We start from the raw sequence: 20,477 nt of genomic DNA, 5'->3' as shown, positions 1-20,477 counted from the left end.
ATCGCCGCGATGGTGTGGCGAATGCTGGCGGTCGAGCTGGCCGAGGCGAGGCTGACCAGCATCGGGGTCTTCAGGCTGCGCAGCACCTCGACATACGGCTGGCCGCTGCGCTTCTGGATGATGACGGTCGCCGCGACCGAGAACAGCAGCACCAGCAGCAGGAAGCACGCGAGGAAACCGCCCATCGCGTGGAAGATGCGCGGATCGCTGTCGGACATGAGGTGCGCGGCGACGCTGAACGCAAGCACCGGCACCAGCAGCGTGGCGCGGGAGATGATCAGCTCGAGCGCCCGGTAGATGCCTTCGAGCAGATGGTCGAGCGCGCCGTTCTGCGGCCGGGCCAGTGCGAACGCCAGACCGAACAGGATCGCGCAGGACAGGATGCCGAGCGACCGCCCTTCGACCAGTTCGTAGAAGAAGTTGTTGGGGAAGATGCTCGTCAGCGGATGCACCGCCGGCTTCGGCGGATCCTGGCCGTACAGCAGCATCTCGGCGTTGTCGCCGTCCCCACCCGCCCGCTGCACCAGCGAACCCAGGTAGTTCCGCGCATCGGGATCGAGCTGACCGCCCGGCGACGCCAGCGACCCGAGCAGCGTGCCCGCCACCGAAGCGCCCACCACCAGCACGATGGCCAGGCCCGCGATCATCGATACCCGCCGGACCGGATGCGGCAGCCGCATCGTCTGCCGCAAGCCGAAGAAGGTGGCGACGACGAGCAGCGGTATCGCCGCCATGCTCACCGCGGCCAGGTACAGCTGGCCGATCACATGGGCCGGCGTGCCGATCTCGGGCACGTAGGCGCCCACCGCCCCGCCCAGCAGCAGGCAGAGCAGCAGCACCAGCGTGCTGTGCGAGAAGCGGTCGAGCAGCGTCATGCGGGACGGGATCGGCGGCACGGACGGCTCAGATCTTCAGCGGCCGCGGACACACCAGCGACACCGCAGCGGTGTTGCCGATCACCAGCACCAGCGTGCGCAGCATGTCGCAGATCGGATCGACCGCGAGGAACAGGATGAAGGCGGCCTCGAACGGCAGACCGAGGTAGGAGCAGGTCATGCCGACCAGCGACACCGTGACCAGGCCCGTCATGCCGGCCGAGGCGAAGCCCGCCAGGATCGACGCGACGATCACCACCGACACCTCCATGAAGGTCAGCGACCGGCCGTAGAGCTGCGCGATGAAAAGCGTGGCGCACACGTAGTACACCACCGGCCCGATCCGCAGCAGCGACACCGACAGCGGCACCAGCAGTTCGACCCGCGAGCGGGCAAAGCCCAGCCGCTCGACCAGGCTCTCGATCATGATCGGCATGCAGGTCGCGCTGCTGCGGGTGGCGAGCGCGAGGGCGAATGGACCGCGCAGGGCATTGAGCGTCTGCGGCAGCGTGTTGTTCGACCGCTTCCAGATCACGACCGCGGCCACCGCGACCAGCACCAGCGACACGATGAAGAAGGCGAGAACGAACTGCGCCATAGCCCGCAGCGGCTCCAGGCCGGTCTTGCCGAGTTGGGCCGCACTCATGCAGAACAGCACGATCGGCAGCGGGAAGCTCAGCCAGTGGGTGAGCGTCTGGCAGGCCTGGTAGATGGTTTCCAGCGCGTGCGTGAGCCCCTCGGAGATGCGCGTCGGCACATGGCCGACCGCGAGGCCGAACAGCAGCGCGAACACCAGGGCCTTCAGGGTGTCGCCGTTGGCCAGCGCCGAGAAGATGTTGGCGGGCACCAGACTGACCAGCATGTCGGTGAAGCCGGCGGTCTTCTGCTCTTCGTCGACGCCACGCAGGTTCATCGCGGTGTCGGTCGAGCTGAGGTCGCCGCCGACGATCTGGCCGAAGGTTTCCATCGTGGCCTGCGACAGGTTCTCGCCCGGCCGCATCACCAGCAGCGTGACCGCACCGACGATCGCCACGAAGGCGGAAAAGGCGAGGAACACGACCGCGACCCGGCCCAGCAGCCGGCCGGTGCCGCCGTCCCGGAACAGCCGCTGCAGACTGAAGATCACGGCAGAGATCATGAAGGGCAGCGTGACCATCTTCAGCAGATCGACATAGATGTCGCCGATGAAGCCCAGGCTGATCGCGACGGCCGGTGCGGTCATGCCCAGGGCCACGCCGGCGGCGAGGCTGCCGATCACGACCCAGGGGTTGATGACGAGGGAATAGAGTTTCTTGGCGTCCATGGAAGGGTCCTCGAGGTTCAGCGCTCGAGCGCCTGCAAAACCTTGGTGATGTTGAGCTTCTCGCTGCGCTGCGCGAGGAACTCGTTGACGAACGCCAGCAGCGTCGGGTCGGTGATCGACACGCCGATGCCCAGCGTGTCTTCCAGATCCTTGAAGGTGACGGTGCGCAGCAGCAGCGAGGCGGTCGGATCGACCTTCAGGATGCGCTTGACCTCGAACTCGTCGCGGTAGGCGCCGATCACGTCGCCCTTGTAGAGCGCGCGCAGCACCTCGTCCCAGCTGGGGTACTCGGTAATCTTCGCGCGCGGGAAGTTGCGCTTGGCGTAATAGGCGAAGGACGATTTGGCGATGACGCCGATCGAGCCGTCGAAGCTGCGCACCACGTCCGACAGCGGCCGGTCGCGCGTGACCTGCGCGAACTTCACGCGGTTGAGCATCAGCGAATGGTTCAGCGTCAGATACGTGTTGCTGAAGCTGATGACCTGGGTGCGGGCCAGCGTGCGCGAGAGCTTGCTCACCGCGACGTCGGCTTCGCCCCGGGCGATCAGGTCGACCACGCCGTTGAAGGTCTTGGCGCTGCGGTTGAAGCGCACCTTGACACCGAGTTCGTCGGCCAGGGCCTTGGCCAAATCGACTTCCAGTCCGACCCATTCGCCGTTCTTTTCGTAGAAGAACGGTGGCGTGTTGATGTCGAGCATCGCGACGACGAGTTCGCCCTGGTTGACGATGCGGGCGATGTCGGGGGCGAGCAGCCGGCCGTCGGCGACCTGGACCAGCTTGCTGGTCGGCGCGAACGCGGCGCTCGCTGCGCGCGCCGCCGCCGTGGCGGCCGGTGCGGGTGCAGATGCCGGCGCCTGTGCGTGGGAGAGCGCGGCACCGCCCAGCAGCAGGACGACCGCGGTGGTGCGCAGCCGTCCGCGGAAGGACGGCGGTCGGGAGAAGAGATTCTGGAGGAAGGTCAGCATGACGGTGTTCCCGGTTCAGGGACGGGCGGTGGATGGTGCCGGTGCGGTCGCCGGCGCTGCGGCGGGCGACACGCTGCCGGCAGGTGCGGCGGCCGGCGCCGCGGCGCCGGGAAGAGACGGAATGGAGGGCACGGACGGGACGCCGAGGCCGGCCGGCAACGACGGTGCCGCGACGGTCTTGCCGATCTCCACGCCGAGCAGGAACAGCAGGATGCACAGCAGCACCGCGCAGGCGCCGGCGATCGCCACCATCCGGGAAGTCATCGTGAATACGTACTGCATGGGATTCTCAGGGGACCATGGTGGTGAACTGCCCGGGGGCCACGGTCTGGATCACGCCGCCCCAGATGCACATCAGCTTGGAGGCGTCCTGCAGGCTCGGCATGTTGCCGAGCAGCACGGTCGGCGATCCGGGCACCCAGGGGGCGGGTGTCGCAGGTACGCAGGGCATCGGCGTCAGCACGCCCAGGGCTGCGGCGGTGGCGGCCGCGACGGTCGGATTCGACGGGGACGTGCACACGCCGAACGGCACGATGTTGACTACCGGCGCGTGGTCCATGATGTTGGCCGCCGGCGGTCCGCCGCACAGGACGCGGTTGATCGGCAGCACGGTGAGCGGTGTCGGCGCAGCGCCGAAACTGCATTGCAGCATGCACGTGGCGACTTCCTGCATGCCCATGGTCAGCTGCCCCTCACCAGTTTCTCGATGTTCTTGAAGAACTTCGCGCCCTTGACCGCACCCTGCGCCACGCCCTCGGCATCGAAGCGCTGCGGAAGGCCGACCGGCTTGCCCTGCTTGTAGAGGATTTCCTCCATCACGGCACCGTTGGGCCAGTAGCGCCGCAGCACACCGTGCAGCACATTCGCCTTGTACTGCGCCGACTGCACCACCGCGCCGTCGCGATCGTAGTCGAGCGTTTCGCCTTCTAGCTTGTCCTTGCGGTAGCGGGAGCGGCGCACCAGCCGGCCCTCGTGGAAGAACTGGGACTCGCCCTCCAGCGCCCCCGCCACATAGGCGAGCCGTACGCCGACGTCGCCGGACTCGGTGTATCCCACCGTCTCGCCGTGCAGCACGCCCTTGGCGAACTTCTGGTCGTAGACCAGCCGGCCTTCGGTGTAGACGCGGGTCGGGCCTTCCTGCACATCCTGGCGGAAGGTCGATTCCATGGCCAGCCGGCCCTGGTCATCGTAGAGGCGCTGCAGCCCGTCGCGCTGTCCGGCGACATAAGAGACCTCGGACTCCGGCACACCGTCGGCCTGGAAGGTCCGCAGCGGCCCGTGCAACACACCGTCGCGCAGGCTGGTGGAACTCTGCAGCCAGCCGTCGTCGGCATGCATCTCGTGGACCTCGTCCACGCCCGGTCCCTGCGGTGCAGCGGGTGCAGGCAGGGGCAGCGACGACGGAAGGGAAGCGGGAAGCGTGGCCATGGCGTCAGTTGATCTTCACCATGCCGCCCTTGACGACCAGCATGCCGCCGCCGTCGACGGTCTGCATGGCGGACGCCTTGTTGTCCATCATCGCCGCCTCGTTGGCGAGCTTGGCCGACGCCTTGTTCGTGAGATTGATCCCTGCCTTGTTGGTCAGGTTGGTGCCGGCTTCCTGGGTCAGCTCGGTGCCCGCCTTGCCGGCCAGGGAGGTGCCCGCCTCCATGGCGAACGAGGTGCCCGACTTGATCTTGATGCTGCCGGTGACGTCGATGGTCAGGTTGCCCTTGATCGTGAGCTTGTAGTTGCCGTCGACATCGTGCGTGAAATCCGCCTTGTCGGTATGGGTCTCGTTGCCCGTGACTTCGACCGAGCGCGTGCCCTTGACGGTGTGCGTCTCTTTGCCGGTTTCCACCGCCACTGTCCGGTCGCCCTTCTTGACCGTGTGCACCTCGGCGCCGGCCAGCACCGTCGTGGTCAGGTCGTTCTCGATCTCCACCAGCATGTCCTTCTGGGCATGCAGGTAGAGCTGCTCGGCATCCTTCTTGTCCTCGAAGCGCAGTTCGTTGCCGGCGGTGCCGCTCTTGGTGGAGCGCGAGCGCATCGTGCTCTGCGTCTGCGAGCCCGGCAGCGTCACCGGCACCGTCTGGTCGGCGTTGTAGACGCTGCCGGTCACCAGCGGCCGCTCCGGGTCGCCATCGATGTAGCTGACGATCACTTCCTGGCCGATGCGCGGCAGGAACAGCTGGCCCCAGCCCTGCCCTGCCCAGGCCTGCGACACCCGCACCCAGCACGAGCTGTTCTCGTCGTTCACGCCGAGGCGGTCCCAGTGGAACTGCAGCTTGATGCGGCCGAACTTGTCGGTCCAGATCTCCTCGCCGCTCGGCCCCACCACCACTGCGGTATGGCTGCCGATCACCACCGGCCGCGGCGTGCGCAGCGGCGCGCGGTAGGGCACGGCATGGGCGAAAGTTTCGAAGGTATTGGAATACTGGCGGCCACGGGCACGGTGCTCGACCCGCAGCACGACCTGGTCGGTGTTGAGGCTCGCACGCGGATGGTTCGACAGAGCGAACTTGCCGCCCGGCACCAGCGCCGCGGTGAAGCCTTCGCCGTGGCCGACAGCGGCCTCGGCCTGCTGCGCCTCGACCATCGTCTTGGCGCGCTTGGTGCCGTCGGCCACCACCGTGTGCCGGCCGGGATAGAGGTAGTCGCTGCCCTTGCCGTCGGAACCCACCGACTCGGCCTTCAGGGAGGTCTTGGGCGTCTCGAAGAAATAGTCGCCGACCACCTGGTCCTTGCCGACCACGCGCGATTCCAGTTCGTAGTGCGCCACGTCCGTTTCGTCGAAACGCCCGTCCTGCCAGTGCATGCGCACCTTCAATGCCGCCGCGTCGGCGCAGTCCTCGTGGGCCGATGCGGCATCGGCCAGGACCATGGTGTGGGTGCCGTCGGCGAAGGTGAAGAAGTAGAAGATGCCGTCCTCCTCCATCAGCCGCGAGATGAAGTCGAAGGCGGTCTCGTCGTAGCGCACGCAGTATTCGCGGGCGGTATAACTGCCGGTGAGCTTGTCCTCGAAGACGACGCCGGCCTCGTTGAGCACCGCTGCCAGGATCTCGGCCGTCGTCTTGTTCTGGTACACGACCCGGTCGCGCCCCAGTGTCAGCAGCCAGAGGCGCGGCACCAGTTCGGCCGAATAAAGCACGAAGTCCGCAGCACCGCCGATGTGCACGAAGCGGGAGACGATGCCGTGGATGTAGCGCTTGGCGCCGCTCGGCATGGTGATCGACGCCGTGGCGGAATTGCCGAGCAGGGCCGACGGGTCCACCGTGTCCGACGACGCGCGCATCTCGAGCGTGAAGCGGTAGAGGCGCGAGATGCCCTCCTCGCCGTAGAGGGCGTCGAGCAGCAGCACATCCGGCCCCAGCGGTGTGGTCACCGCCAGCGCCATGTTGTCCTGCGTGTAGCCCTCTCTCATGATCCGTCTCAGGCGAGTTGCGGCGACCGGAAGGCGAAGGTGAAGCCACCCTCGGCATCCAGGCCCATGTGGACCGCCTCGAAGGGCTCGGCCATCGAGATGCGCTCGAGCACCTGCCGCGACAGCTCGGGCAGCACCGCATGCGCGAGGATGTGGTCCACATTGCGGGCGCCGCTGTCGACTTCGGTACAGCGCGCGGTGATCGCGTCGGCCACGTCGGGCGCCCAGGTGAAGCTCGATTTGTGGTTGGTCTCGAAGCGGCGCGCCAGTTTGCCGAGCTTGAGCTCCACGATCGAGCGGATCTGCGCGTCGCCCAGGTGGTAGTACGGCACCAGCGTCAGGCGGCCCAGGAACGCCGGACTGAACTGCTTGAGCAGTTCGGGCCGCAGCCGTTCGACCAGCTCTTCCGGATCGGGCCGGCGGCCGCCCTGGCAGGCCTGCGTGATCACGTCCTGCGCGGCGTTCGAGGTGAGCAGGATCAGCGTGTTCTTGAAATCGATCTGCACGCCCTCGCCGTCTTCCATGATGCCCTTGTCGAACACCTGGAAGAAGAGCTCCAGCACGTCGGGGTGCGCCTTTTCCATCTCGTCGAGCAGGACGACGCTGTAGGGCCTGCGACGCACCGCCTCGGTCAGCACGCCGCCACGCCCATAGCCCACGTAGCCCGGCGGGGCGCCCTTGAGGCCGGAGACGGTGTGCGCCTCCTGGAATTCCGACATGTTGACGGTGACCATGTTGCGCTCGCCGCCGTAGAGCATGTCGGCCAACGCGAAGGCCGTCTCCGTCTTGCCGACGCCGCTCGGGCCGACCAGCATGAACACGCCGACCGGCTTGCCCGGATCGTCCAGGTCGGCACGGAAGGTGCGCACTCGGCGGGCGATGGTGTCGAGCGCCTGGTCCTGGCCCACCACCCGTTCGGCGAGCTTTTCCTTCAGGTTGAGGACGATGTGCAGTTCGTCGGCCAGCATTTTGCCGACCGGGATGCCGGTCCAGCCGGAGATGACCGAGGCGACGGAGCCCGCATCCACGCAGATAGGCACCATCGGCTCGTCGCTCTGGACGGCTTCGAGGCCCTTCTCCAGCCGGCGCAGCTGCGCCGTGAGGTCTTCCTCGACGGCCTCGTCTTCCGACGTGGCGGCAGCGGCAGGCGCTGCCGGAGCCTCGGCTTGCGGCACCGACGGGACGAGGGCGGACGTGGCGGGTTCGGCATCGGAGGCCGCCGTGATGCGCTTGCGCAGCGCCACGATCTCCTCGACCGCGCGCTTTTCGTCGCCCAGCTTGTCCGACAGGTGCTTCTGCCTTTCCTTCGATGCCTGGAGCTGCGCCGCGAGGGACTCGATCGCCGCGGCGTGGTCCTGCCCGGTCGCGGCTTCGCGCCGCAGCACCCGCATCTGGCTCTCCGCCGCAGTGATGTCGCGGCCGATCGACTCCAGCTCCTCCGGCACGCCGTTCTGTGCGATCGCGACACGGGCGCAGGCGGTGTCGAGCACGCTGATCGCCTTGTCGGGAAGCTGGCGACCGGTGATGTAGCGGTGCGACAGCTTCACGGCTTCGCGCACCGCCTCGTCCACGATCTCGACGCCGTGGTGGCGCTCCAGCGTCGCGACCATGCCGCGCAGCATATCGATCGCCACCTCTTCCGACGGCTCGTCCACCTTGACGACCTGGAAGCGGCGCGCCAGCGCCGGGTCGCGCTCCACGTACTTCTTGTATTCGGCCCAGGTGGTGGCCGCGATGGTGCGCAATTCCCCGCGCGCAAGGGCGGGCTTGAGCAGGTTGGCGGCATCGCCCTGCCCTTCGGCACCGCCGGCGCCGATCAGCTGGTGGGCTTCGTCGATGAATAGGATCACCGGCACCGGCGACGCCTTGACTTCGGCGATCACCGACTTCAGCCGGTTCTCGAACTCGCCCTTCACCCCGGCGCCGGCCTGCAGCAGCGCCAGGTCGAGCGAGCGCACCGACACCTTGCGCAACGCAGGGGGCACGTCGCCCTGGACCACCCGCTGGGCGAAGCCTTCGACCACGGCGGTCTTGCCGACGCCCGCCTCGCCGGTCAGGATCGGGTTGTTCTGGCGGCGGCGCAGCAGCACGTCGATGATCTGCCGGATCTCGGCATCGCGGCCACGGATCGGGTCGATCGCGCCCTGGCGGGCGAGCTCGGTCATGTCGACGGTGAACTGGTCGAGCGACGGCGTGGACGACCCGTTGCGGCGCGCGGTAGGCATCTGCGGTGCCGGGGGCGCCGGCGCGGCGCCGGCCGACGGCGCACCGGCGCCGGGCGCGCCCGCCACGGCCTCGCCGGCATCCTCGGTCGACCGGGCCATCAGCGCCGGCAGTTCCTCGTGCAGCACGCCGCGCGGAATCTTCAGCAGTGCCGGGGCGGCGTCGAGCAGGCGTCCGCGCAGGCTGTCGACCTCCAGCAGCGCCAGCACCAGCGTACCGGAACGGATCTGCTGCTGGCCGAGCAGCATCGAGCTGAGCAGCCACGCTTCCTGGAGCAGCGGCACCAGCTCGGGCGACAGCGCCGGCGTACGGCCGTTGCCGCGCTTGAAGTCGTCGAGCGCCTTCTGCAGCTGGGCCTGCACGGTGTCGCGCGACACCTCGAAACGCGCCAGGATCGCCAGCACGTCGGGTGCGTCGGCTTCCAGCAGGCGTGTCAGGAGGTGCTCGATCTCCACGTTGTAGTGGGTCTGCTGCACGCAGAGTTCGGCGGCCTGCTCCATCGCTAGCTTGCTGGTGGGATTGAGCCGACCGAGCAAGGTCCGGATATCGATCTGCATGGTGTTCCTGTCGTGTCGAATCAAGGGGTGGTGGCCGTCGGGGCGGTCGCCATGCGGAACCCGGTCCGCACCGGCCGAGGGGTCGCCGCTCCGGTATGGAGCCACGACGTCCAGCCGAGCCGCATCGGGTACGCGCGGCCGAGCATACTGAGGTCGCGCGGGCCCGGCACCGGCTTGAGCGTGAATGTCACATCGATGTCCTGCTGGACGTAGCGACGCACCAGCCGTGCGGCGAGCACATGGTCGGGACCGCCGGGCAGCATCGGCTCCATGCGGTCCCGTGGCACCCGGAACGTGAGGGCCACGCCTGCGCCCTGGTCCCAGACGCGCCGGCCGAGCACGGTATTGCGCCCGAGCCGCGCCGCCTGCGGCCCGGCCGAGGCCGACACGCGGGGCACCGCGGCCGGCTCCAGCGCACGCCAGCCCCCGACGAACTGCCGGCCCTGTACCGGCAGTCCGAGCCGGTCACGCAGCAGCTGCAGCAGGCCGCTCATCGACCGGGGCGCGCCGCCGAGCAGACCGGCATGGCGCAGCCAGGCACCGCCGCCGCCGTCGCGCTTGACGCCGAGCGCACTCACGAAATCGAGCATGTCCGCCAGCGTGGACGCGTCGGGCGACTGCCAGTCGAGTCCGATGCGGTGCTTGCGTCGGCTGCGATAGAGAAAGGACAGGAACCGGTGGTGGAAGATGTCGAGGAAATCCGCGGTCGCATGGTCGCGGACTGCCTGGCGGGCCAGGAGTTCCTCGGTGAAGGCCAGCGGCAGCGGACCGCTCGCCCCGCCGAGCGCGAGCACCGGCGAGGTGAGCGCGAAGCGCTCGCCGGTGGGCGGGTCTTCCTTGACGGACACCACGTCGCTGGGCGGAAAACCGAGCGAGATCAGCGCCCGCAGCCGCACCGCCTCCGGTCGGCTGCCGTCGCCTTCGCCGACCGCGACCGCTTCCGGCGCGGCGCGTTCGAGCAGGCTGATCGCCTGGAACAGGTCGAACCGCTGGGGCGCCTGCAGCAGGCGCTGGATCAGAGCACCGTTTGGCGGCCGGTCATCGGTTCCCATTGCTTCCTCGTTTCGTCGCCCTGCCGCACGGACAGGCGCACGAATGCATTGACGGAGGTATAGAGCGCGAAGAAGCGCGCCAGCACGGCGGCCATCAGCAGCGACGATCCGCCCGCGAAGGCGTCGTCCTCGAATTCCAGCGTCACATGGGTGCCGCGGCAGAACCCGCGCCAGGCATCGGTGCCGACGTGCGCCGTCACCGGGCGCGCGTCGAGCCCGACGATGCCCCGGATCTGCTGGTGGTCGCGCCGGCTCTCGGAGGCGAACAGGCGCAGCATCTCGCGCAGCTGCGCGGTGCCGGTGGAGCCGTCGACCAGTGACTGGTGGTTGAGCGTCAGCAGCGACACCAGCCGCCACAGGGTTTCGCCGTCGAGCGGCGGATGGCGCTGCGGGGTCGGCTCGTAAAGGCAGCGCACGATAGTCGGCTGCGGCGGCCCTTCGGCCACCAGCCGTGCGCCCGCCGGCACCTGTTCGGCCAGTTGCCGGTTGGTGCAGAGCAACCGGGCATAGACCACCGGTTCGGACGGCGACCGGTGCGTATTGGTCTGGTCCACGAAGGTCATGAACACATCGGTGCCCGGCAGGTCCGCACGCCGACTGACCGCCCGGCGCACCGACCAGAAGAGCGTCGCCGCATCGGTGTCGGTGTGCGACGCGGCCGCGAAGCTCGGCACCTCGATCGGCCGGGCGGCATCCGGATTGGATGCGGTGACCGACAGCACCGAATGCACCTCGGTATTGGCCTCCCGCAGCCGGTCGGCGACTAGCAGATATTCGTGGTGGCGGTGGTCCACCTGCAGCGGCTCGCTCGGCCGCACGAACAGGTTGATCGCCGGCGTGCAGCCGAGCGCAAAGTTCTCTGCGGTGATGCGCGACAGACTGCGCAGCGGCCGGTCGAGTCTGAGCAGCAGGTCGCAGCGGCGGCCGCTGCCGAGACGGCCGCGCAGCCGCCGCAGATCGAAGAAATGAAACTTGCGCGGGAACGCGAAATATTCCTGCAAGAGTGCGTAGGCCGGCTGCGCATGGGCCGGTAGCGGCAGGACCGTCTCGTCCTCGCCGTAGCCGACTTCGCGCCAGGCGTCGGGCGGCAGCACCTGCGGCGCACCGTCCTGCGGGGCCACGACGATGCTGCGCAGGCCCGACACGAGGGCGTCGTAGAGCGGCATCACCGTCATGTCGTCGCCCTGCAGGTGGAACCGCAGGTCGTCGATCTCCAGCTCGGAGAAGTCGGTGTCCTCGGCACAGGCGAGGGTGATGCGCAGCACGCCGTCATGCTCCATCGCCGCATGCTCGACGGCGAGGGGCCACAGGACCGTGTTCCAGCTGGTGCGGAAGCGGCACTGCTCCCCGGTGACCGCTTCCGCATAGAGCGGCGTATGGCGCGCGACCCGGAAGCCGGACGTCACCTTGCCCTGCGCCGGGTCGAGGCGGAACTGCGCCACCGTCATCGAGGGCAGCGGCTGCATCAGGGTCGGACAAAGGTTGTCCAGCAGCGACATCGCGATCTGCGGGAACTCCTGGTCCAGGTCGCGGTGAACGCGGGCGCCCAGGAAAGCGACCGACTCGATCAACCGTTCGGTGTGCGGATCGAGGGACTCCGAGCCGTGCAGCATCAACCGCGACGCGATCTTCGGATACCGGCGTGCGAAATCTGCGCCCTCGCCACGCAGGTAGGAGAGCTCACGCTGGTAGTAGTGCAGAAGATCGCTGTGCTGCAGGTCGGGCATCGTCGGACCGCGGGTCGGCTGGTGGGCGGATGTGCTGGCGGGTGGAAAAACGAAAAAGTCAGAGGGGCATGTCGAATGCGACACGCTCCACACGGGTTTCGATGAGGGCGTCGCCCGTCACGAGGACGATCACCGGGCCACCGGGGTCGCGGGGCGGCAGCACCTGCACCTTCGGTTGCGAAAGCCGCGGCTCGAACCAGCGGATGGCATCGGCGATGCCGGCAGCCAATGCGTCGCGGTCCGGCCCGCTATGGACCGACAGCGGCGAAAAATCGGGAATGCCGTAGTCCAGCACCGTCGCGTCGGGCCCTGCCACCAGGGCGCCGCCCGACGCGCGGCGGGTATTGAACAGGCGCTGAAGCTCGCGTCCGATGGATTCCTGTACCGCGGACCTCGACACCAGCAGATGCTGCTGGTGCACGGACGCGGTACCGTCCTCCGCACGCAGCCTGTCGAACAGCGGGACGTTGAGGCCCCGTGCGAGTTCAGGCATGGCGCGGCGGACGGAGCATCGGCAGAACCGACCTTACTTGGTCGAGTTCTTCGTCATGTCCCAATCGAAGAGCGCAGCGCCCAGATCGTTGCCGTCCTTCGACTGCGCGTTGTACTTCACGTTGATCTTCGCGAAGTCCAGGGTGAAGCTCTCCTGCGCATCACCGGTCGAACTGACGCCGACGTTGTACTGGCTGAAGTACACGTTGCTCAGCGTGTAGGTGACGATGTTGAGCGATGCGCCGGCATTCTCGCGCTCGACGGTCAGGATCGCGGACTCGACGTCCTTGGCGGCGGCGCAGTATTCCATGATCAGCGGCGAAGCCGAGTCCATGATGCGCGAGCAGGTGATGGGCTGCACATCGGAACGGCCGGAGGTGCGCTCGCCGTTGCTCTTGGCGTTGCTGTGCATCTGCAGAGAGACGCTACTCGAGAAATGGTCGATCTCGAGTTCCTTGTCATGACCGGTGGCGGTGGACTGGCCGTTGATCGGTGCGATCTTGAGATAGATGGGCATAGTATTCTTTCAATGTCGATGAGGATGGACGAAGACGCTGGTTCCGCTCAGGCGGCTGCCGGTGCCGGCAGGTCGGCGACCAGGCGGATCGAGGTGGTCAGGTCTTCCATCTGGAAGTGCGGCTTCAGGAAGCAGACGGCACGGTAGGAGCCCGGACGGCCGGGGATCTCACTCACGTCCACGCGGCCGGCGCTCAGCGGGAAAGCCGCCTTCTGGTCCTGGGTGGCCGCCGGGTTGATCAGCACGTAGCCAGCGATCCAGCGGTTCAGGTAGCGCTGCAGGTCTTCCTTGGTCTGGAAGCTGCCGATCTTGTCGCGCACCATGACCTTCAGGTAGTGGGCGAAACGCGAGGCGGCCAGCACGTAGGGCAGGCGGGCAGAGAGCTGGGCGTTGGCGTTGGCCGCGTCCTTGTCGTACAGCTTCGGTTTGTTGACGGTCTGGCCGCCGAAGAAGCTGGCGAAGTTCGAGCCCTTGGAATGCACGATCGCGATGAAGCCGAGGTCGTTGAGTTCCTTCTCGCGGCGGTCGGTGATGGTCACCTCCGTCGGGGTCTTCATCGCCACGTCGCCTTCGTCGGTCTTGAAGGTGTGGGCCACCATGCCGTCGACCCGGCCGCCGCCTTCGACACCGCGGATCGCGGTGGTCCAGCTGTACTTGGCGAAGGCGTCGGTCAGGCGCAGGCCGAGCTGGTAGGCGGAGTTCGCCCACAGGTACTTGCTGTGGTCGGTGCCGTCCACGTCTTCTTCGAAGTTGAAGCTCTCGACCGGCACGGTCTTGTTGCCGTAGGGCAGGCGCGCAGCGTAGCTCGGCAGCACCAGCGAGACGTAGCGCGAGTCTTCCGATTCGCGGAAACCGCGCCAGGCGGCGAGTTCGGCGCTTTCGAAGATCTTCGACATGTCGCGCGGAACGCCCAGTTCGGTGAACGACTTCATGTCGAACAGCGTCGGTGCGGCGGCGGAGATAAAGGGGGTATGCGCGGCGGCGGCGACCTTGGAGATACGCTCGAGCAGCGAGAGGTCCTGCGGATGGCGGCCGAAGTAGTAGTCGCCGATCAGCACGGAGAAGGGGTTGCCGCCGAAGGTACCGTATTCCTCTTCGTAGATCTTCTTGAAGAGCACGCTGGTGTCGTAGTCGACGGCGGTCTCCAGATCCTTCAGCAGGTCCTTCTTGCTGACGTTCATCAGGCGCAGCTTCATGCGCGGGCCGGTCTCGGAGCCGTAGACCATGTCGCGCAGGCCGCGCCAGGAGGCTTCGAGCTTCTGGTAGTCGGGGTGGTGCAGGATCGCGTTGACCTGGTCGGTCAGCAGGCGGTCGATCTCGGCCACACGCTCGTTGATCGTCGCCACGACGGACTTGTCGGGGCTGGTGCGCATGCCTTCGTCGAGGATCTGCGACGCGAACTGGCCCAGCAGCTTCTTCGCGTAGTCGCCCTGCGAGGGCTCGGCGACCATGTTGCCTTCCTGGACGATCTTGTCCAGCAGGCTGAGTTCGCTGGTCGTGTTGACGCCTGCGGCGCCGGCATCCGCGCCGGCTTCGGATTTTGTAGCCATCTATTCCACCATTCAGATTGGGAGCAGTGCGTGCGGCTTGCGCGCGCTGCGGGATCGCTTACGCAGCGGGCGTTTCCTCGGCAGGCGCCGCGTTGCCGCCGGCCTGGGCTTTGAGGGTCTTGAGGTCTTCGGTGTTCTGCAGGATGTTTTCCAGCAGGCCGTCGAGTTCGTCGTTGCCGTCGAGCTTGCCGAGCAGGTCGCGCAGTTGCTGGCGGGCTTCGAGGAGCTTGGTCAGGCGGGGCACCTGGGCAACGATCGACTCGGGATGGAAGTCGGAGAACTGCTGGAAGTTCAGCTCGATCTTCAGGTTGCCGTCACCCTTGGCAGTGTCCGGCACCGACAGGTCCAGGCGCGGGGCGATCTTGGCCATCACGTCGTTGAAGTTGTCGCGGTCGATCTCGACGAAACGACGGTCCTTCATCTTGGGCAGCGGCGTTGCCGGCTGGCCGGACAGGTCCGCCAGAAGGCCGACGACCAGCGGCAGTTCCTTCTTCTCGACCGCGTCGCCGATCTCGACGTCGTACGTGATCTGGACGCGCGGCGGACGGTTGCGTCCAACCCATTTTTGCAAGCTATCAGACATAGGCTTCCCAGTGAGCAGATTGAGGAGAGAAAACAACCGCGCAGCGCACCCTGGTGGTCGCCCCTGGCCGGCGCAGGCGATGGTCCCGCGGCCTGCGCACCCCAACCGCGGCGGCGGGGATGCCCTAGTCATCGGGTCATAGCGTTAAAAAGTGTAGGCCATTTGCATGCGTTTGTTTCGCTGGAGAACCCTGCCATCCGCGAGATTGGGACGAAAACACTGCCCTTTCTTTTGCGGCAGTTTTTTGATTCGTCGTTGTTACAAGGTCAGCGCCCACATTTGGGGCGGCGGCCGCCGCGGTTACATCTTGCATACGCAGAAAGAACGTAAGGAATCGGCAGGACTGTCGTCTGTCACAGGGCCCCGCACCCCGTGTGTCAGACTCGTAGGCTCCCTTACCAAGCGTTGGCCGACCATGAAACGACTCCTCGCCTGCCTGCTGCTCGCCGCCTCGCTCAGCGGCTGCGGCTACAACGAATTCCAGACGCTAGACGAGCAGACCAAGACCGCCTGGAGCGAGGTGCTGAACCAATATCAGCGCCGCGCCGACCTGATCTCCAACCTGGTGGCGACGGTCAAGGGCGAAGCCGGTTTCGAGCAGGACACCCTGACCCGGGTGGTCGAGGCGCGGGCCAAGGCGACCTCGGTGCAGGTGACGCCCGAGACGCTGAACGATCCGCAGGCTCTGCAGCGCTTTCAGCAGGCGCAGGGCGAACTCTCGAGCGCGCTGTCGCGGCTGCTGGTGGTGTCCGAGCGCTATCCCGACCTGAAGGCCAACCAGGGCTTCCGCGATCTGCGGGTGCAGCTCGAAGGCACCGAGAACCGCATCACCGTGGCGCGCAACCGCTACATCCAAGCCGTGCAGGACTACAACATCAAGGCCCGCAGCTTCCCGACCAATCTGACGGCCAAGGTGTTCGGCTACCAGCCCAAGCCCAGCTTCACGGTCCAGAACGAAGCCGCGATCTCCGTGCCGCCGACCGTCGACTTCGGCCGCAAGTAGCGTGGACATCCGCCTTTTTTCAGACGCCAAACCGGCTCTAGCGCACGTCCTGCGTGCGCTGACAGCTCTGCTTTTGATAGCGATCGGCGGGATCGCCCTGCCGGCCCGTGCGCAGAAGCTGCAGCCGGTGCCGCAGCCGACCGCCCACATCACCGACATCACCAATACCCTGACGGCCGACCAGAAGCAGACGCTGGAAGCGCGGCTGGTGAATTTCGAGCAGGCCACCGGTTCGCAGGCGGCGGTGCTGATCGTGCAGACCACCGCGCCGGAGGACATCGCCGCCTATGCCAACCGGGTCGGCAACGCCTGGAAGATCGGCCGGCGGGCGATCGGCGACGGGTTGATCATCATCGTCGCCAAGCGCGACCGCCGGGTGCGCATCGAGGTCGCGAAGGCGCTGGAGGGAGCGATCCCCGACTTGGCGGCCAAGGAGATCATCGACGAGGCGATCACCCCGGCGTTCCGCCGCAACGCCTATGCCGACGGCCTGACCGCGGCGATCGACCGGATCGAGACCCGGGTGCGGGCCGAGGCGCTGCCCAAGCCGGCGCCGACGGCACCGGACGCCGCGCAGGCGTCGATCGACGGCGAGGAGCGCGCGCCGAGTCCGCCGGGCTTCCAGTGGTTCGACCTGGCGGTGTTCGCCTTCATCGCCCTGCCGATCGTCTCGGGGCTGTTCCGGCGCACGCTGGGCCGGCCGCTCGGGGCGGTCGCCTCGGGGGCGGCGATGGGCGTGCTCGCCTTCGTCTTCACCTGGAGCCTGCTGCTCGCCGGCATCGCCGCGGCGGTCGCCCTGCTGATCGGGCTACTCGGCCGCGCGCCGCAGGGGGTACGGCGGCGGGGCTTCGGCTTCCCGAGCATCGGCGCAGGCGCCGGTCTGGGAGCCGGCAGCGCGGGCGGCTGGAGCGGCGGCTTCGGCGGTGGCCGCGGGGGCGGCGGTGGTGGCTTCCGCTCCGGCGGCGGCGGGGATTTCGGTGGCGGCGGCGCCTCGGGGGACTGGTGATGGCAGGCGTTTTTTCCAACCTCCTGCGCATCCTGCGCCATCGCTGGCGCGACGAGAGCGACATCCGCCGCGCGATCCCGCCGACGATGCTCGACCGGCTGATGCGCCGCGTGGCGGCGAGCGAGCAGCGCCACACCGGCGAGATCCGCATCTGCATCGAGGCCGGCCTGCCGTCGAGCTACCTCTGGCGCGGCGCCACCGCGCGCGAGCGGGCGGTGACGCTGTTCGGCAAGCTGCGGGTCTGGGATACCGAGCACAACAACGGCGTGCTGATCTACCTGCTGCTGGCCGACCATGCGATCGAGATCGTGGCCGACCGCGGGTTGAACCGGCTGGTGGACACCGGCCGCTGGCAGCGGCTGGTCGCCCACATGGGCGACGCCTTCAGCGCCGGCCGCTACGAGGATGGGCTGACGCAGGCGCTGGAGGAAGTGTCCGCGCTGCTGGTGGCGCACTTCCCGACCCTGCCCTCGGACGATCCGCAGGACGACTTCAACGCCCTGCCCGACCGGCCGGTTCTGCAGGGCGATCCGCTCCTGAAAGAGTAGCACCCTGCGCAGCCGCAGCGGGCGCCGGCATCGCTTTTCCATCGGAAATCCAGTCGCCCACCAGCGGGCGACGGGCCGAGGCTCAGGCAGCCGGACGCGGCGGGCGGTGCACCGCGCAGATCTTGTTGCCGTCCGGATCGCGCAGGTAGGCGAGGTACAGCCGGCCGACCGATCCGTCGCGCCAGCCCGGCGGGTCCTCGCAGGTCGTGCCGCCGGCGGCGAGGCCCGCCGCATGGAAGGCATCGGCCTGCTCGGGCGATTCCGCGGCGAAGCCGATGGTCGCGCCGTTGCCGTGCGAGGCCGGCTCGCCGTTGATCGGCCGGGTGATCGCGAAGGTGCCCTGGGCGTTGCGGTAGAAGTAGCGTTGCCCGTTGGCGACGCCGGGCCGCACGCCGACGGTGGCGAGCAGCGCGTCGTAGAAGCGGCGGGAGGTGTCGAGGTCGCTGACGCCGAGCATGACGTGGCTGAACATGGGTATGTGTCTCCGAAGCAGTACGCGACGGGGCCGGCCGGAATGGCGACCCGTGCCGCGGCATCGTAGCGCCGGACCGCACCGCGCTGGCGGAGGCGACTGTCGCGCGGGAGCCAGTGGGCACCACCGGCAGCCGCAGAGGACGGGGGACCTCCCTATCGGGAAGCCGGGTCCGGGGCCAGCAGATTGCCGGACGCCTGACGCTGGCCCAGCGGCACCGGCCACGACGAGACCTACCGCCTACCGCTACTGCCGACCGTTGACCCCCGGCCGTCTACTCCTACTGTCAACAGTTCCGCACCGCCTGCGGCACCGGCCAGACCCGGCCCGCCCCGACAGCGTAGAGCGACTGGCCCGTCCGGGCCTGCAGTGCATGGGTGCCGGTGAATTCGCCGAACGCGGGCAGCAGCACCAGGCCCTCCTCGACGCCGAAGCACGGCAGCCGCAGCGCATCGCGGCCGGCCCCGCGCAGCTGCACGGCGGGATGCACGTGGCCGGCCAGCACCGTGTGGGTCGGATGGCGCTGCGGATGGTGGCAGCAGGCGAACGGGCCGAGCAGGTGCGGCTCGTCGACGAGGGCGATGCCGAGCGACGCCGGCGGATCGCCCGCATGGCTGTCGTGGTTGCCGCGGACCAGCGTCACCGCCAGATCCGGATGCCGCGCGCGCCAGCCGTGCAGCGCGCCGAGCACGCCGGCGGTCTGTGCCTCGGCCGCGTGCAGGAAGTCGCCGAGCACCACCAGCCGCGCAGCCGCATGGCCGTCGACTAGATCGGACAGCCGGTCGAGGTTGTCCTGCGTGGTGCCGGCCGGCACCGGCAGGCCGCGGGCGCGGAAGGTGGCGGCCTTGCCGAGGTGGATGTCGGCGACGAACAACGTGCGGGCGGCGGGCCAGAACAGGGCGCGGTCGGCCAGCAGCCAGACGGTTTCGCCGGCCACGGTGGTGGCGAACGGTGCGACGGCCGGCGACGGCGGGCGGGGGGCTTCCCGGCCGGACGCGGCGGGCAGGGCGAAGGACGTCATCGAAGGCATGCGGCCGCCATTAGGCCTGCGCCCGCATGGCATTGCAGCAGCCGGGCTTTGGGGACGGACGTCGATCCGCCTACAGCGGCGGCAACGGCCGCGACGGCCGGCGCGGGCGGCGGGCCGGCCGGCTCGGGCGTGCACCCGCATCCGAAGACGACGATGACGGCGCCGCCGCAGCCCGCGGCGGCAGTTCCTCCGCCTTCGACGTCAGCGAGAAATCCAGCATCTTGCGCACTTCCGCCGCCGATTCGGTCAGCGCCGGGTCGGCCGCCGGCACGGGCGCCGGCGGTGCCGGATCGTCGCCGGCGACCTGCGGTTTCCAGCTGCGGCGCGACCGGCGGGCCGCGGACGGCGGCGGCGGGTCGGGGGGCACCAGCGCCAGCGGATCGGGTACTGCGGCCGTTTGTGCGGCGGCAGGCGCATCGGCGGCGGTCTCCAGCTGCTGCAGCATGCGGGCGATGCGGTCGGCCAGGTTCTCGTTGGTCAGCTTCTCGCGGAAGCGCTCGATCATCAGCGGGAAGGCGAACGGGCTCGGGCGTTCCAGGGCGCGCACCACCGGCGCCTGGGCCTGCATGCGGCGCAGGCTGGCCAGCAGCTGCGCCACGTCGAGTTCCTGGCTCAGCACCTCCTCGTCGGCCTGGCGCAGCAGCATGTTCTGCTCGTCGTACTTGCGGAACACCTCGAAGAACAGGGTGGACGAGGCCTGCAGCTGGCGCGCACTGCGCCGCTCGCCCGGATGGCTCTGGAAGATCAGGCCCGACACACGGGCGATCTCGCGGAAGCGGCGGCGCGCCAGTTCGGTGGCGTTCAGGCTGGCGAGCACCTCGTGCAGCAGCGCGCGGCGGTCGGCAGCGGTGGCGGCGTCGGCCGGATCGGCGACGTTGCCGGCCGCGTCCTGCGCGGCGGCGTTGGCGGTGTTGCGGATGCCGAGCGCGTCGTCCGGCCGCAGGCGGGCGGCGGCGCGGTCGTCGGCGGAGCGACCGGAGCCCTCGCCTGCGTCGCCCTCCTCGTAGCCCGGCTCGTCGGCGGCGCGGATGCGCAGCAAGTCCGGCAGCAGCGCGGCCCAGTCGCGCTCGGTGGCGCTGAGCAGCTCCAGCCCGTAGTCGTTGACCGCGATCGAGAAGGTGCCCGCCTCGCCCTGCGCGGCGCGCCAGGCGACCAGGCTGGCCAAGCCGAG

The 20,477-nt window shown here is 68.5% G+C and carries 19 protein-coding genes and 1 pseudogene; 3 read left to right on the top strand and 17 right to left on the bottom strand.

Annotated features, from left to right (window positions below):
* The 14 genes from QZ500_RS07555 to tssB form a co-directional block, all read right to left on the bottom strand.
* The coding region (locus QZ500_RS07555; protein ID WP_295853116.1) for a cation:dicarboxylase symporter family transporter at positions 1-896 on the bottom strand (896 nt) is incomplete at its 3' end.
* 7 nt (positions 897-903) lie between these two features.
* Positions 904-2,178, bottom strand: coding sequence for a cation:dicarboxylase symporter family transporter (locus QZ500_RS07550; RefSeq protein ID WP_295853112.1), 1,275 nt, complete (start codon positions 2,176-2,178; stop codon positions 904-906).
* Between the two features lie 17 nt (positions 2,179-2,195).
* Positions 2,196-3,143 (bottom strand): ABC transporter substrate-binding protein, encoded by a 948-nt coding sequence (locus QZ500_RS07545; RefSeq protein WP_295853109.1) that lies wholly within the window; start codon positions 3,141-3,143, stop codon positions 2,196-2,198.
* A gap of 15 nt (positions 3,144-3,158) precedes the next feature.
* A complete protein-coding gene (locus QZ500_RS07540; protein ID WP_295853105.1) occupies positions 3,159-3,425 on the bottom strand; it encodes a hypothetical protein in 267 nt (88 codons plus the stop codon).
* 7 nt (positions 3,426-3,432) lie between these two features.
* A complete protein-coding gene (locus tag QZ500_RS07535; protein WP_295853102.1) occupies positions 3,433-3,822 on the bottom strand; it encodes a DUF4280 domain-containing protein in 390 nt (129 codons plus the stop codon).
* A 2-nt stretch (positions 3,823-3,824) separates the two neighbouring features.
* Entirely contained in the window at positions 3,825-4,571 is a 747-nt protein-coding gene (locus QZ500_RS07530; protein WP_295853099.1) for a toxin-antitoxin system YwqK family antitoxin, read from the bottom strand.
* 4 nt (positions 4,572-4,575) lie between these two features.
* On the bottom strand, positions 4,576-6,546 hold the full coding sequence (tssI, locus tag QZ500_RS07525; protein ID WP_295853095.1) for a type VI secretion system tip protein TssI/VgrG: 1,971 nt from the start codon (positions 6,544-6,546) through the stop codon (positions 4,576-4,578).
* Positions 6,547-6,554: 8 nt separating this feature from the next.
* Positions 6,555-9,326 (bottom strand): type VI secretion system ATPase TssH, encoded by a 2,772-nt coding sequence (tssH, locus tag QZ500_RS07520; protein ID WP_295853092.1) that lies wholly within the window; start codon positions 9,324-9,326, stop codon positions 6,555-6,557.
* 20 nt (positions 9,327-9,346) lie between these two features.
* Positions 9,347-10,378 carry a type VI secretion system baseplate subunit TssG gene (gene tssG, locus QZ500_RS07515; RefSeq protein ID WP_295853089.1) on the bottom strand — a complete coding sequence of 344 codons (1,032 nt, stop codon included), beginning with the start codon at positions 10,376-10,378 and terminating at the stop codon, positions 9,347-9,349.
* Positions 10,342-12,105, bottom strand: coding sequence for a type VI secretion system baseplate subunit TssF (tssF, locus tag QZ500_RS07510; protein WP_295853086.1), 1,764 nt, complete (start codon positions 12,103-12,105; stop codon positions 10,342-10,344). Before tssF ends, tssG begins: the two co-directional genes overlap by 37 nt.
* Before the next feature lie 58 nt (positions 12,106-12,163).
* Complete coding sequence (gene tssE / locus QZ500_RS07505) at positions 12,164-12,598, bottom strand: type VI secretion system baseplate subunit TssE (protein ID WP_295853081.1); 435 nt, start codon at positions 12,596-12,598, stop codon at positions 12,164-12,166.
* Positions 12,599-12,631: 33 nt separating this feature from the next.
* Positions 12,632-13,114 (bottom strand): type VI secretion system tube protein Hcp, encoded by a 483-nt coding sequence (locus QZ500_RS07500; protein WP_295853077.1) that lies wholly within the window; start codon positions 13,112-13,114, stop codon positions 12,632-12,634.
* A gap of 47 nt (positions 13,115-13,161) precedes the next feature.
* Positions 13,162-14,664 carry a type VI secretion system contractile sheath large subunit gene (tssC, locus tag QZ500_RS07495; protein WP_295853074.1) on the bottom strand — a complete coding sequence of 501 codons (1,503 nt, stop codon included), beginning with the start codon at positions 14,662-14,664 and terminating at the stop codon, positions 13,162-13,164.
* A gap of 58 nt (positions 14,665-14,722) precedes the next feature.
* Complete coding sequence (gene tssB / locus QZ500_RS07490; protein ID WP_295853071.1) at positions 14,723-15,247, bottom strand: type VI secretion system contractile sheath small subunit; 525 nt, start codon at positions 15,245-15,247, stop codon at positions 14,723-14,725.
* A gap of 415 nt (positions 15,248-15,662) precedes the next feature.
* Between tssB and QZ500_RS07485 the strand changes: the two genes are divergently transcribed.
* From QZ500_RS07485 to QZ500_RS07475, 3 genes are all read left to right on the top strand, one after another.
* A complete protein-coding gene (locus QZ500_RS07485) occupies positions 15,663-16,250 on the top strand; it encodes a LemA family protein (RefSeq protein WP_295853068.1) in 588 nt (195 codons plus the stop codon).
* Between the two features lie 73 nt (positions 16,251-16,323).
* Positions 16,324-17,256 carry a TPM domain-containing protein gene (locus QZ500_RS07480; protein WP_295853066.1) on the top strand — a complete coding sequence of 311 codons (933 nt, stop codon included), beginning with the start codon at positions 16,324-16,326 and terminating at the stop codon, positions 17,254-17,256.
* Positions 17,256-17,804 carry a TPM domain-containing protein gene (locus QZ500_RS07475; protein WP_295853061.1) on the top strand — a complete coding sequence of 183 codons (549 nt, stop codon included), beginning with the start codon at positions 17,256-17,258 and terminating at the stop codon, positions 17,802-17,804. The genes QZ500_RS07480 and QZ500_RS07475 overlap by 1 nt, the downstream gene beginning before the upstream one ends.
* A gap of 82 nt (positions 17,805-17,886) precedes the next feature.
* Here QZ500_RS07475 and QZ500_RS07470 read toward each other — a convergent pair whose 3' ends face one another.
* The 3 genes and pseudogenes from QZ500_RS07470 to QZ500_RS07460 form a co-directional block, all read right to left on the bottom strand.
* On the bottom strand, positions 17,887-18,276 hold the full coding sequence (locus QZ500_RS07470; protein ID WP_295853058.1) for a VOC family protein: 390 nt from the start codon (positions 18,274-18,276) through the stop codon (positions 17,887-17,889).
* Positions 18,277-18,562: 286 nt separating this feature from the next.
* Entirely contained in the window at positions 18,563-19,306 is a 744-nt protein-coding gene (pdeM, locus tag QZ500_RS07465) for a ligase-associated DNA damage response endonuclease PdeM (protein ID WP_295853055.1), read from the bottom strand.
* Positions 19,307-19,376: 70 nt separating this feature from the next.
* A pseudogene (locus tag QZ500_RS07460) lies at positions 19,377-20,477 on the bottom strand (DNA ligase-associated DEXH box helicase); the annotation flags it as partial.

This window comes from uncultured Xylophilus sp. (assembly GCA_913776965.1).
Classification (GTDB): Bacteria; Pseudomonadota; Gammaproteobacteria; order Burkholderiales; family Burkholderiaceae_C; genus Xylophilus.
The sequence above is the reverse complement of the archived record's forward strand: the minus strand, read 5'-3'. Positions and strand labels throughout refer to the sequence as shown.